Source organism: Microbacterium sp. 1.5R, from assembly GCF_007667425.1.
GTDB lineage: Bacteria > Actinomycetota > Actinomycetes > Actinomycetales > Microbacteriaceae > Microbacterium.
Genome location: NZ_VDRC01000001.1, coordinates 2,057,068 through 2,070,336, shown reverse-complemented (window position 1 = coordinate 2,070,336; position 13,269 = coordinate 2,057,068). Strand labels below are relative to the sequence as shown.

The 13,269-nt window shown below is 70.2% G+C and carries 13 protein-coding genes; 12 read left to right on the top strand and 1 reads right to left on the bottom strand.

Annotated features, from left to right (window positions below):
* Positions 1-33: 33 nt before the first annotated feature.
* Positions 34-1,410 (bottom strand): NAD-dependent succinate-semialdehyde dehydrogenase, encoded by a 1,377-nt coding sequence (locus FSY98_RS09910; protein ID WP_144876188.1) that lies wholly within the window; start codon positions 1,408-1,410, stop codon positions 34-36.
* Between the two features lie 117 nt (positions 1,411-1,527).
* Here FSY98_RS09910 and FSY98_RS09905 point away from each other — a divergent pair, with 117 nt between their 5' ends.
* From FSY98_RS09905 to FSY98_RS09855, 12 genes are all read left to right on the top strand, one after another.
* Positions 1,528-2,430 carry a dihydrodipicolinate synthase family protein gene (locus tag FSY98_RS09905; RefSeq protein WP_144876186.1) on the top strand — a complete coding sequence of 301 codons (903 nt, stop codon included), beginning with the start codon at positions 1,528-1,530 and terminating at the stop codon, positions 2,428-2,430.
* Positions 2,431-2,542: 112 nt separating this feature from the next.
* On the top strand, positions 2,543-3,238 hold the full coding sequence (locus FSY98_RS09900; RefSeq protein ID WP_260857347.1) for a GntR family transcriptional regulator: 696 nt from the start codon (positions 2,543-2,545) through the stop codon (positions 3,236-3,238).
* A gap of 28 nt (positions 3,239-3,266) precedes the next feature.
* Complete coding sequence (locus tag FSY98_RS09895) at positions 3,267-3,614, top strand: YidH family protein (protein ID WP_260857346.1); 348 nt, start codon at positions 3,267-3,269, stop codon at positions 3,612-3,614.
* A gap of 6 nt (positions 3,615-3,620) precedes the next feature.
* Positions 3,621-3,953: a DUF202 domain-containing protein gene (locus FSY98_RS09890; RefSeq protein ID WP_144876180.1), complete on the top strand. Its 333-nt coding sequence runs from the start codon at positions 3,621-3,623 to the stop codon at positions 3,951-3,953.
* On the top strand, positions 3,950-4,927 hold the full coding sequence (locus FSY98_RS09885) for a formylglycine-generating enzyme family protein (RefSeq protein WP_186307607.1): 978 nt from the start codon (positions 3,950-3,952) through the stop codon (positions 4,925-4,927). Before FSY98_RS09890 ends, FSY98_RS09885 begins: the two co-directional genes overlap by 4 nt.
* 214 nt (positions 4,928-5,141) lie before the next feature.
* Positions 5,142-5,282: a hypothetical protein gene (locus FSY98_RS16705; protein WP_186307606.1), complete on the top strand. Its 141-nt coding sequence runs from the start codon at positions 5,142-5,144 to the stop codon at positions 5,280-5,282.
* Positions 5,279-5,368, top strand: a complete 90-nt coding sequence (locus tag FSY98_RS09880; RefSeq protein ID WP_050723188.1) for a potassium-transporting ATPase subunit F — start codon at positions 5,279-5,281, stop codon at positions 5,366-5,368. The genes FSY98_RS16705 and FSY98_RS09880 overlap by 4 nt, the downstream gene beginning before the upstream one ends.
* Positions 5,368-7,059 carry a potassium-transporting ATPase subunit KdpA gene (gene kdpA, locus FSY98_RS09875; protein WP_144876178.1) on the top strand — a complete coding sequence of 564 codons (1,692 nt, stop codon included), beginning with the start codon at positions 5,368-5,370 and terminating at the stop codon, positions 7,057-7,059. Before FSY98_RS09880 ends, kdpA begins: the two co-directional genes overlap by 1 nt.
* A 2-nt stretch (positions 7,060-7,061) precedes the next feature.
* The gene (kdpB, locus tag FSY98_RS09870) at positions 7,062-9,329 is read left to right on the top strand and encodes a potassium-transporting ATPase subunit KdpB (RefSeq protein ID WP_144876177.1); all 2,268 of its coding nucleotides are present in this window, start codon (positions 7,062-7,064) and stop codon (positions 9,327-9,329) included.
* 115 nt (positions 9,330-9,444) lie between these two features.
* Complete coding sequence (kdpC, locus tag FSY98_RS09865) at positions 9,445-10,044, top strand: potassium-transporting ATPase subunit KdpC (RefSeq protein WP_144876175.1); 600 nt, start codon at positions 9,445-9,447, stop codon at positions 10,042-10,044.
* Entirely contained in the window at positions 10,041-12,557 is a 2,517-nt protein-coding gene (locus FSY98_RS09860) for an ATP-binding protein (RefSeq protein ID WP_144876173.1), read from the top strand. The genes kdpC and FSY98_RS09860 overlap by 4 nt, the downstream gene beginning before the upstream one ends.
* Positions 12,554-13,222, top strand: a complete 669-nt coding sequence (locus FSY98_RS09855) for a response regulator (protein WP_144876171.1) — start codon at positions 12,554-12,556, stop codon at positions 13,220-13,222. The genes FSY98_RS09860 and FSY98_RS09855 overlap by 4 nt, the downstream gene beginning before the upstream one ends.
* Positions 13,223-13,269 lie beyond the last annotated feature (47 nt).

The window sequence follows — 13,269 nt, the reverse complement described above, 5'->3', positions numbered from 1 at the left end:
GATCCCCCGCGGAGCGCCGGACCGGGACGTTCGTCACTCGGCGACGAACGAGAATCTCTTGTTAACGAACTCGTCCATCCCGAGCGGTCCCATCTCACGACCGAAGCCCGACCGCTTGACGCCGCCGAAGGGCAGCTCGGCTGCCTCCGCCGCGATGATGTTCACGTGGGTCATGCCCACATCCAGCTGCGAGGCGATGCGCGCGGCGCGCGCAGCATCCGACGAGAAGACCGACCCGCCCAGCCCGAAGGCCGAGTCGTTCGCCACCTCCAGAGCCTCCTCGTCGCTCGAGACCCGCACGACGAGCGCCACGGGTCCGAAGATCTCCTCCTGGAAGACGGAGGAGTCGCGGGCGACGTCGACGAGCACCGCAGGCGAGTAATACGCACTGCCGTCGTCGGCCAGCACGCCGCCGGCGAGGAGTGTCGCCCCCTCGGCGACCGCCCGCTGCACCTGCTCATGCACCGTCTCGGCAGCCTGACGCGACGACAGCGGGCCGTAGCCCCACTCAGGCATGTCGAGCGGATCGCCGGGGACGAGGCCATCGGCCTGAGTGACGAGCTCGGTGACGAAAGCGTCGTACAGGTCGTCCATCACGATCATCCGCTTGTTGCCGTTGCAGACCTGACCGCCGTTGTACACACGGAAGTCCCAGCCATCTCGCGCCACCTGGCCGATGTCGTCGGCGGAGAGCACGACCATCGCGTCGATGCCGCCGAGTTCGAGCACTGCCTTCTTCAGGTTGCGGCCCGCCTGCTCGCCGACGATCGCTCCGGCGCGCTCCGATCCGGTCAGCGAGACGCCTTGTACGCGGGGGTCGGCGATGATGGCGGCGATCTGCTCGTGGGTCGCGTAGAGGTTGGTGTAGGCGCCGGCCGGCACACCGGCCTCCGCCATGATGTCGTGGATCGCCTGAGACGAGCGAGGGCAGATCTCGGCGTGCTTGAGCAGGACGGTGTTGCCGAGCACGAGGTTCGGCGCCGCGAAGCGAGCCACCTGGTAGTACGGGAAGTTCCACGGCATGACTCCCAGCAGCGGGCCGACGGGGCGTCGCTCGATCCAGGCCTTGCCAGGGATGGTGCTGGGGATCTCCACGTCGGTCGCGAGGCTCGGGCCGTGCACGGCGTAGTAGTCGATGATCGATGCGGCGAACTCGACCTCTTCGATCCCCTCCTGCAAGGGCTTGCCCATCTCGAGGGCAATGATCCGGGCGAGCTCGTCCTTGCGCTCGATGAACAGTTCGGCGACGCGGTGCACGATTCCCGCCCTCTCTTGAATCGAGCGCCCGCCCCACTCGCGGAAGGCGGCGTCAGCTGCGGCGATCGCGCCGTCGACCTCCTCATCACCGGCGGCCTCGAACGTCTCGGCCACCTCGCCGGTGGCCGGGTTCTGAACGCGGTATCGAGACATGGCTCCTCCTTTGCTGTCGTGTACGTTCATTGTTCCAGATAGACAGATTGTCTGGCAATCTGTCATTATCGAACGGTCGGCGGCTGTCGTCGACCCCGCCTCTCCGGAAGGAACCCCATGACGACGCTCCACCTCGAAGGCATTCTCGCCGCGGTCGTGACGCCGTTCGACGCAGACGGCAAGGTCGACCTGCCCGGAATCGAACGCCAGGTCGACTTCATCCTCGACGGTGGCGCGCACGGTGTCGTCTCCACCGGCAGCACGGGAGAGTTCACGTCGCTGTCGATGGACGAGCAGAAGGCCGTCAACGCCGCATACGCCCGGGCAGCTCAGGGTCGCGGCTTCGCCGTCGCCGGTGCCGGCGCCCTCACCACCGACGCCTCGATCGAACTGACCGAGGCCGCGGCCGACGCCGGAGCGGACGCCGTGATGATCGTGCCGCCGTTCTACGACGCTCTGAACTTCGACGAGCTGCTCGCGCACTACGGCGCCATCTCCGAGGCCGTCGACATCCCGATCATGTACTACAACCTGCCGAGTGCCACGGGGGTCGACCTCACCCCGGCGCAGTTCGCGCAGCTCGCCCGCGAGACGAACGTGTCGTGCTTCAAGGACACCGGCGGCGACATCACGAAGCTCGCGACGATCCTGCTCGACTACCCCGATGACATCGACGCCTTGAACGGCTGGGACACCCTCACGTTCGAGGGCCTCGCGCTCGGCGCCAAAGCAGGCGTCTGGGGCGGCGCGAGCTTCATGCCTGGCCTCGCCGGGCAGCTGTACCAGGCCGTCGCCGTCGACGGAGACCTCGCTCGCGGTCGCGAGCTGTGGAAGCTCATCAACCCGATCTGCGTGTTCCTCGAAAGCCACAACTACGCCGCCGCCATCAAGGCGGGCGTCTCTCTCGTGGGCAACGATGCGGGGTCGACTCGTCGTCCGATCCAGCCGCTCGCTCAGGAGCACCGCGACGAATTCGCCAGCCTGCTGCGCGCCGCGGGCGTCGAGGTCTCGGGCCGCTGAGGCCCGTCCGCGGCCGCTTCCTCCATCGTGGGCGGCGGCCGCGGCGCTGATACCCTGACAACCAGATTGTCGGATGCTGCAGCGTCCGCCCCCGATGGAATGCAGGTTCACGATGTCGCTCGAGCAGGTTGCCGGACTGTCGCGTCGAGACGGCGCGGTGCAGGAGATCCGCCGGGCCATCGTGAAGGGCGCGTTGAGACCGGGTGAGAAGGTCACCGAGGTCGGACTCGCTGCGCAACTCGGCATCAGCCGGCCCACCCTGCGCGAGGCACTGAACCAGCTCGCGCGAGAGGGACTTCTCGTGCAAGAGCCGTATCGAGGCATGCGCGTCGCCGAACTCAGCCTGTCGGCGCATCTCGACCTCGCACGCACCCGCGAGGCCCTCGACCTGTTGGCGGTCGATGCGATCCTCGCCGACGAGACCGGCGGGCGCATGGCCGCGCTCGACGCGCACTGGCAGCGCTTCGCGGCGGTGGAAACGCACCCCGACCCGCTGCTGCGTCACGAGGCCCACGTGGCATTCCATCGGGCGATCTGGGAGGCCTCCGAGAACGAGGTGCTGGTGCGGGTGTGGCCCGTGATCGAGGCGCACATCACCGTGGCCCTCGCGCAAGACCAGGCGATCCGCTCCGATCCTGCACGTGCCTCGACCCAGCACCATGCGCTCGTCGATGCACTGCACTCCGGCGATCGGTCGGCGATCGAACGCGCCATCCACGAGCACACGATCTCCAGCGCCGAGGAGCTCGTGGCGATCCTCGACCGCTCCGCGGTGGCGGCCTCTCCGCGCGCCGCCACGCGCGCCTGACGTGACGATGACTGTCGGGGAATCGCGGATGCCCGCCTGGGTGTACCGAGAAGGGACCGAACCCGATCCGCGGTTCACGCTCGCGAACGAGCGTACCTTCCTCGCGTGGATCCGCACCGCGCTGGCACTCATCGCGGGTGGGGTCGCTCTGGAAGCACTCGGGTTGCCACTGCATCCGACCTTCCGTCTCGCCGCGTCGCTCGTGCTGCTCGGTGCGGGTCTCGTCGTGCCTCTGCTCGCTTGGATCGGGTGGGGTCGGGCCGAGCGCGCGATGCGGCGGCAGGAACCACTGCCCTCGTCGGTCATGGCGCTGCCCCTGGCGGTGGTGCTCGTCGTGGTGACCGCGCTGATCCTGCTCGGACTCCTGTTGGCGTAGCGACCGATGACTCAGATCTACGACCCGGGGCTGCAACCGGAGCGCACGCTGCTCGCGTGGCGACGCACCCTGCTCGCGCTGGGCGTCGCGGGTCTCGTGGGACTGCGGCTCCTGCCAGTCGCGTTCGGGCCCTGGACGCTGCCCGTGCCGCTGGCGGTCATCGGCGCCGCCGTCGCTCTGCAGGTCGTCAGCGAGCGGCGGTTCCGTCAGACCTACGGCGCATTGACGTCGAAAACGCACCTGCCGGCAGCCGGTGCCGTCGGCCTGACGCTCGCGCTGCTCGTGACCGCGACCGCTGCTGCCGCAGTGGTCTGCGTGCTGGTGCTGGGAGAGCGATGACCGTCGGCGGCGGCGGCCCCTGCGGCCCTGAGTGCGCCTGCGGCGCGCCGTCACGCAGCGCCTTCGTCGCGCTGTCGCCGACTCGCACGGCCGGCGCCGCCGGAACCGCCGCCGCGACGCACCCGATCGAGCAGGTGAGCGTGCCCGCGGGGGTGTTCCGGATGGGAGATTCCTCGGGCGACGAGAATCCCGGAGACGGCGAGACCCCCGTGCACGAGGTCGAGCTGTCGGCGTTCGAGATCGACGCGACGCCCGTCACGAACGATGCGTTCGCCGCGTTCGTCGACGCGACGGGATACGTCACCGAGGCTGAGAGCTTCGGCTTCTCCGCCGTGTTCCATCTCGCCGTGGCCGCCGATGCCGATGACGTGCTCGGGCGCCCGCCGCAGACCCCGTGGTGGGTGGGCGTCAGAGGCGCGGACTGGCGTCACCCCGGCGGCCGTCATTCCGACATCACGGACCTCTCAGACCATCCCGTGGTGCACGTCAGCCATGCGGATGCTGAGGCCTACTGCTCCTGGGCGGCCCGCGCCCTCCCCACCGAGGCGCAATGGGAGTATGCCGCGCGCGGCGGCCTCGCCGCGCAGAAGTACCCGTGGGGCCAGGCCGAACCAGGCATCGAGGGGTGGGCGGTCAACATCTGGCAGGGTGACTTCCCCTCCGTGAACACCCAGCTCGACGGGTATCTCACGACAGCGCCCGTGCGGACCTTCGCCCCGAACGGGTACGGGCTGTGGCAGGCCGTCGGCAACGTATGGGAGTGGTGCGCCGACTGGTTCGATCCCGCGTACTACGCCGCGTCGCCCCGCGCCCACCCGACCGGGCCCGCCACGGGCGCGACAAGAGTGCTGCGCGGGGGAAGCTACCTGTGCCACGACTCGTACTGCAACCGGTACCGCAACTCGGCAAGGTCGCACAACACCCCTGACTCGTCGATGGGCAACGCCGGCTTCCGCACTGTTTCGGCGCGGTAGTCCGGCTGGACGACCCGAGACCCCCCCCGGCTCGCCGCACACTCCGGGGGCCAACCCCACGAGTGTCGGACCTTTTCGCGGCATCCCGCCGACATCTGTGGGCGCGACCCGCGGAATCCCGCCGTGAGCATCCCGCATGCATTCCGGCATACCGCCGTAGGCAATCCGTGAGGATCGCGGATACGGCCTCCGCGCGGGAGTTGTATCGACTCTCGTGCTCGACATCATCTACATCGCGCTGACTCTCGCGCTGTTCGCCCTGGTCACCCTCATCGCGAAGGGGGTGGAGCGTCAGGGCCCCCGGGCCCGAGGCTCCGCCCGCAGCGAAGCGACGGACGGAGAGGCACGCCTGTGATCGTCTTCGAGATCATCGGCGCGGCCCTCGCCGTCGCCGCGATCGTCTACCTCGTCGTCGCCCTCGTCGCCCCGGAGAAGTTCTGATGGGGGCCGGATCCAGCGCTGAGATCTGGTTCGGCATCCTCCAGGCAGCAGTGCTCATCGTCGCACTCGTGCTGCTCTACCGCCCGCTCGGCGACTACATGGCGCACGTGTTCAGCACGCCGCGCGACGGGCGCATCGAGCGCGGCGTGTACCGCGTGATCGGCGTGAATCCGGCATCCGAGCAGACCTGGCGTGCGTATGCGCGCGGCGTGATCGCGTTCTCGGTCGTCGGCCTGCTGCTCGTCTACGGCCTGCAGCGTCTGCAGGCGTTCCTTCCCGCATCGCTCGGCCTGCCCGCCGTGCCCGAGGGTCTCGCCTTCAACACCGCCGCCTCGTTCGTCGCCAACACCAACTGGCAGTCGTATTCGCCCGAGCAGACGATGGGCTACACGGTGCAGCTCGCCGGCCTCACGGTGCAGAACTTCGTGTCGGCCGCGGTGGGTCTCGCCGTCGCCGTCGCCCTCATCCGCGGGTTCGCCCGCCGCGGGTCGACGACGATCGGCAACTTCTGGGTCGACCTGATCCGCGGGCTCGGCCGCATCCTGCTGCCGCTCGCCCTGATCGCCGCCATCGCGCTCCTCGCGGGCGGCGTGATCCAGAACTTCGCGGGTTTCACCGACGTCACCACCGTCTCGGGGGGCTCGCAGACGATTCCCGGCGGCCCCGTCGCCTCGCAGGAGGCCATCAAGCTGCTCGGCACCAACGGCGGCGGCTTCTTCAACGCGAATTCCGCGCACCCGTTCGAGAATCCCACCGGCTTCACGAACCTGCTGCAGATCCTGCTCATCCTGGTGATCCCGTTCGCGCTTCCGCGCACCTTCGGACGGATGCTGGGCGACAACCGCCAGGGCTACGCGATCGCCGCCGTCATGGGCACGATCTTCCTCGTCTCGACATTCGCCCTCTCGGCTCTCGAGCTCGCCGGCCGGGGCACCGCTCCCGAGCTGGCCGGGTCGGCGATGGAGGGCAAGGAGGTGCGCTTCGGCATCCTCGGCTCCGCCCTGTTCGGCAGCGCCAGCACGCTCACCTCCACCGGTGCGGTGAACTCGATGCACGATTCGTACACCGCGCTCGGCGGCATGATGCCGATGCTCAACATGATGCTCGGCGAGGTCGCCCCCGGCGGCGTCGGCACGGGTCTCTACGGCATGCTGGTGCTCGCCGTCATCGCCGTGTTCGTCGGCGGACTGCTCGTCGGCCGCACGCCCGAGTACCTCGGCAAACGGGTCGGACCGCGTGAGATCACGCTCGCAAGCCTGTACATCCTCGTGACGCCGACGCTCGTGCTGCTCGGCACCGCCCTCAGCTTCGCGGTGCCGGCCATCCGCGCCGACGTCGAAGCGACCAGCATCCTGAACCCCGGCGTGCACGGCATGAGCGAAGTGCTCTATGCGTTCACCTCGGCGGCGAACAACAACGGATCCGCGTTCGGCGGGCTCACCGCGAACACACCCTGGTTCAACACCGCCCTCGGCGTAGCCATGCTGCTCGGACGGTACATCCCGATCGTGCTCGTGCTCGCCCTCGCCGGCTCGTTCGCCGCCCAGCAGCGCGTACCCGAGACCACCGGCACGCTGCCCACCCACCGGCCGCAGTTCGTCGGACTCCTCACCGCCGTGACGGTCATCATCACGGCACTCACCTACTTCCCCGTGCTCGCACTCGGACCCCTCGCCGAAGGACTCGCCTGATCATGGCTTCGCACGTTTCGTCTCGCTCCGCTCGCTCAACGACCGAGGAGGTCGAACAGCAGGATGCTGCGGCATCCGCCCCCTCTCCCTCACCCCGCTCGTTCGGGTGGGCGCAGCTCGTGCAGGCGCTCCCCGGCGCGTTGCGCAAGCTCAATCCCGCGTCACTGGTCCGCAACCCTGTGATGCTGCTCGTCTGGGTCGGCGCGGCGTTCACGACCGTGCTCGCCATCGCCGAGCCGTTCCTCGGCGGCCCCGCGGCCTCCGGCGGCACGGCCGTGCCGGCGCCGTTCACGTGGGGCATCGCGATCTGGCTGTGGTTGACCGTGCTGTTCGCGAATGTCGCAGAATCCGTCGCCGAGGGCCGCGGCAAGGCGCAGGCCGCCACCCTGCGCAAGACCCGCACGAGCACGATGGCGCGGCGCGTGGTCCGCTACGACGCGACGACGGATGCCGTGGCAGAACGCGCCGAGACCGTCGAGGTCTCGTCGGCCGAGCTGCAGCGCGACGACATCGTGATCGTCACGGCCGGCGACCTGATCCCGGGCGACGGCGACATCGTCGCGGGCATCGCGACGGTCGACGAGTCGGCGATCACGGGCGAGAGCGCCCCGGTGATCCGCGAGTCCGGCGGCGACCGCAGCGCCGTCACCGGCGGCACCCGCGTGCTGTCGGACCGCATCGTCGTGCGCATCACGTCGAAGCCCGGCGAGACGTTCGTCGACCGCATGATCGCTCTCGTCGAGGGCGCGAGCCGCCAGCGCACCCCCAACGAGATCGCGCTGAACATCCTGCTCGCGAGCCTGTCGATCGTGTTCGTCGTCGTCGTGCTCGCGCTCAACCCGATCGCCTCGTACGCGGCATCGCCCGTCAGCATCCCGGTGCTGATCGCCCTTCTCATCTGCCTCATCCCGACCACGATCGGGGCGCTGCTGTCCGCCATCGGCATCGCCGGCATGGACCGCCTCGTGCAGCGCAACGTGCTCGCGATGTCGGGCCGCGCGGTCGAGGCTGCCGGTGACGTCACGACCCTGCTGCTCGACAAGACCGGCACGATCACCTACGGAAACCGCCGCGCCCACGAGGTGCTGCCCCTCGCGGGCGTCGACGCCGCCGAGCTGCTGCGCATCGCGGCCCTGTCGTCGCTCGCCGACCCAACTCCGGAGGGGGCGTCGATCGTCGATCTGGCGGCGAGCCGCGGCATCCGGGTCGAGCAGCCGGCGGATGCCGTCGTCGTGCCCTTCACCGCGCAGACCCGCATGTCGGGCCTCGACCTCGCCGACGGCACGCAGATCCGCAAGGGCGCCGGCTCCGCCGTCGCCGCATGGCTCGGACTGGACGCGGATGTCGAACTCGCCGGCCTCGTCGACGGCGTGGCCTCGAGCGGCGGCACCCCCCTTGTCGTCGCCGTCCTCGGGGCATCCGGGTCGGCGTCGGCGGGGCGGATGGCTGACGATTCCCCGCATGGCGGGGCGGATGCCGTGGAACGGCCAGCCATCCGGGGATCGGCCAGCCAGACGGCGACGGCCACCCCCCGCATCCTCGGCGTCGTGCACCTCAAGGACATCGTGAAAGACGGTCTGCGCGAACGGTTCGACGAGCTGCGCAGCATGGGCATCCGCACAGTCATGATCACGGGCGACAACCCGCTCACCGCCGCCGCGATCGCGAAGGAGGCCGGTGTCGACGACTTCCTCGCCGAGGCCACCCCCGAGCAGAAGCTCGAGCTCATCAAGCGCGAGCAGGAGGGCGGACGCCTCGTCGCCATGACCGGCGACGGCACGAACGACGCGCCGGCACTCGCCCAGGCCGACGTCGGCGTCGCGATGAACACCGGCACCTCGGCCGCGAAGGAGGCCGGCAACATGGTCGACCTCGACTCCGACCCGACCAAGCTCATCGACATCGTGCGCATCGGCAAGCAGCTGCTCATCACCCGCGGGGCTCTCACGACCTTCTCGCTCGCGAACGACATCGCCAAGTACTTCGCCATCATCCCGGCGATGTTCATGGGTGTCTTCCCCGGACTCGCGGTGCTGAACATCATGCACCTGCACTCCCCGGCATCCGCCGTCACCAGCGCGATCGTCTTCAACGCGATCGTGATCGTGTTCCTCATCCCGCTGGCCCTCCGCGGCGTGAAGTACACACCGGCGAGCGCCTCGCAGATCCTGCAGCGCAACCTGCTCGTCTACGGCCTCGGCGGCGTGATCGCGCCGTTCCTCGGCATCAAGCTGATCGACCTGCTCGTCAGCCTCATCCCCGGATTCTGACCGCGTTTCGTCACGGCGTTTCGTCTCGCTCCGCTCGCTCAACGACCCGCAGCTTCGCTCGCTCAGCCTCCCGTCGCCCCGCTCGCTCACCCTCCCGCACCCCGAAAGGCCCCTCATGTCCACCCGCTCCACTCTCCGCACCACCGGGGTCGCCGTCCGCGCGATGCTGGTCCTCACCCTCGTGCTCGGCGTCGCGTACACGCTCGTCGTCACGGGAATCGGCCAGCTGCTGCTGCCGTTCCAGGCCAACGGGTCACCGCTGCCCGACGACAGGGGCAGCGCGCTGATCGGGCAGTCGTTCACGGATGCCGACGGGGCGGCGCTGCCGGAGTACTTCCAGTCCCGTCCGTCCGCCGCCGGCGACGGCTACGACGGCACGGGCTCGAGCGGCAGCAACCTCGGCCCCGAGAACGCCGACCTCGTCGCGTCGATCGAGGAACGTCGCGCCGCCATCGCCGAGCGCGAGGGCGTGAGCGAGGATGCCGTGCCGGCCGACGCTGTGACGGCATCCGGCTCCGGTCTCGACCCGCACATCAGCGTCGCGTACGCGCTGCTGCAGGTGCCCCGTGTCGCGGCGGCGCGAGACCTGCCCGAGCAGGAGGTCCGCGACCTCGTGGAGTCTAGGATTCAAGGGCGGGATCTGGGATTCCTCGGCGAGGAGCGCATCAACACGGCCGAGCTCAATCTCGCGCTCGATGAGCGGGAGGGCGAATGACGGCATCCGGCAGGCGGGGTCGGCTCCGCGTGCTGCTCGGCGCCGCACCCGGCGTCGGCAAGACGTTCGAGATGCTCGCCGAGGGGCGCCGCCTGCTCGACGAGGGGCGCGACGTCGTGATCGCGATCGTCGAGACGCACGGTCGCGCGGCGACCGCCGCGCAGACCGTCGGCATTCCCGAGATCCCCCGCCGCAGCGACCTGCACCGCGGAGTGCCACTGACGGAGATGGACCTGGATGCGGTGCTCGCCCGGCATCCGGAGATCGCGCTCGTCGACGAGCTCGCCCACACGAACACCCCTGGTTCGGCGAACGCGAAGCGCTGGCAGGACGTCGAGGTGCTGCGGGATGCCGGGATCGACGTCGTCACGACCGTCAACGTCCAGCACATCGAATCGCTCAACGCCGTCGTAGAGAAGATCACCGGCGTCGCGCAGCAGGAGACGATCCCGGATGCCGTGGTGCGAGCGGCCGATGAGATCGAGGTCGTCGACCTCGCGCCTCAGTCGCTGCGCGACCGGCTCTCGGCCGGACTCGTCTATCCGGCCGAGCGCGTCGACGCCGCGCTGTCGAACTACTTCCGCCTCGGCAACCTCACGGCGTTGCGTGAACTGGCTCTGCTGTGGCTCGCCGACGAGGTCGACTCGGCGCTGCGCAGCTACCGCGCCGACCACGGCATCGAGGGCACGTGGCAGGCGCGCGAGCGCGTGGTCGTCGCGCTCACCGGCGGGCGCGAAGGTGAGACGCTGCTGCGTCGAGGAGCGCGCATCGCCGCCCGCTCGGCCGGCGGCGAACTGCTCGCCGTGCATGTCGCGGCCCAAGACGGACTCCGCGACGAGACGCCGGGCGCCCTCGCCGCGCAGCGGTCGCTCGTCGAGTCGCTCGGCGGCAGTTTCCACCAGATCATCGGCGACGACATCCCGGCCACCCTCGTCGAGTTCGCGCAGGGCGCCGACGCCACGCAGCTGGTGATCGGCGTCAGCCGGCGCGGGCGCCTCGCCGCGGCTCTCACCGGACCGGGCATCGGCTCGGAGGTCATCCGACGCTCGGGCGACATCGACGTGCACATCGTCACGCACGCCGCGGCGGGAGGCCGAGTGCGGCTCCCTCGCATCACCGGGGGCGCGCTGGGGTGGCGGCGACAGGCGCTGGGCTTCGCGGTCGCGCTCGTCTTCGGCCCGCTGCTGTCGTGGGTCATGTTCACGTTCCGCAGCCCCGAGTCGATCACGGCCGAGGTGCTCGCGTACCAGCTGCTCGTCGTCGTGGTCGCGCTCGTCGGAGGTGTGCGCCCCGCGGTGTTCGCGGCGGTGCTGTCGGGCATCACCCTCGACTTCCTCTTCGTCGCGCCCCTCTTCACGATCACTGTGGCGCATCCGCTGCACGTGCTCGCCCTCGCGCTGTACGTCGTGATCGCTGTGCTCGTGAGCATCATCGTCGACCAGGCGGCCCGTCGCGCCCGCACCGCGCAGCGCGCCGCCGCCGAGGCCGAGCTGCTCGCCGCCGTCGCCGGCAACGTGCTGCGCGGCGACAACGCCCTGATCGCGCTCGTCAGCCGGACCCGCGAGGCGTTCGGCCTGGCGGGGGTGCGTCTGCTCACCCCCGAGGGCGAGGTGCTGGCGAGCGACGGCGAACCCGTGCCGGACGGCCGCGTCACGACCGTGGCGGTCGAGGGGTCGTCGCCCGCGATCCTCGAGCTCAGCGGCGAACCGCTCGACACCCCGGCCCGCCGCCTGCTCGATGCGATCGTGGCCCAGCTCGCCGCGGCGATCGAGCACACCGACCTGCGCGCCACGGCCCGCGAGGTGGCGGCCCTCGCCGAGACCGACCAGGTGCGCACGGCCCTGCTGTCGGCGGTGAGCCACGACCTGCGGCGCCCCCTCGCGTCCGCCGTCGCCGCGATCGGCGGACTCCGCGGAGCGCACGGCCTCTCGGCATCCGACCGCGACGAACTGCTGGCGACGGCCGATGAGAGCCTCGCGACGCTGTCGTCTCTCGTGACCGACCTGCTCGACGTGAGCCGGGTGCAGGCCGGTGTTCTCGCCGTCTCGACCATGCGGCTCGACGTGGCTGGCCCCGTGCTCGCCGCGGTCGACGAGCTCGCGCTCGGTCCCGCCGACGTCGAACTGGCCCTCGACGGCGACCTGCCTGCGGTGACGGCCGACCCGGTGCTGCTGCAGCGCGTGCTCGTGAACGTCATCGCGAACGCGCACCGGCACGCCCCCGACGACAGCCGGGTCATCGTGTCGACGAGCACGATCGGCGACCACGCCGAGATCCGTGTGATCGACCGCGGCGCCGGGGTGCCGGCCGAGAAACGGGACCAGATCTTCCAGCCTTTCCAGCGGCTCGGCGACACCGACAACACCACCGGGCTCGGTCTCGGCCTCGCCCTGTCGCGCGGATTCGCCGAGGGCATGGGCGGTAGCCTGACACCCGAGGACACCCCGGGCGGTGGGCTCACCATGGTCATCTCGCTGCCGCTCGCCGGCGCCGACACGGAGGGGGCGGAGTGAAGCTCCTCATCGCCGACGACGATCCGCAGATGGTGCGGGCGCTGCGCATCACGCTCGCCGCGCACGGGTACGAGGTGGTCGTCGCGGCCGACGGGGCCGCCGCGGTCGCGACAGCCGCGCAGACGCACCCCGACATCATCATGCTCGACCTGGGCATGCCGCGCCTCGACGGCATCGAGGTCATCCAGGCACTGCGCGGGTGGACGAGCGTGCCCATCATCGTCGTCTCCGGACGCACAGGGTCGGCCGACAAGGTCGAGGCCTTGGATGCCGGAGCCGACGACTTCGTCACCAAGCCCTTCCAGGTCGACGAGCTGCTCGCACGGTTGCGGGCGCTGTCACGCCGAGCCGCACCCGCCGGAGAGTCCACGGTCGGGTTCGGAGACGTCGTCGTCGACCTCGCGACCAAGACGGTCACGCGCTCCGGCTCGCGGGTGCACCTCACACCGACCGAGTGGCGGATGCTGGAGCACCTCGCCCGGCACCCCGGCGCCCTCGTCACCCGGCAGGACCTGCTGAAGGAGATCTGGGGCAGCGAGCAGGTGTCCGATTCCGGCTACCTGCGCCTGTACATGTCGCAGCTGCGCAAGAAGCTCGAGCGCGAACCCGGGTCGCCAGCGCACCTGCTGACCGAGTCGGGGATGGGCTACCGGCTCGTGCTCTGACGCAGTTGCGCCGGGCGGGATCCCCGGACCGGATCGGCGAGCGCGGG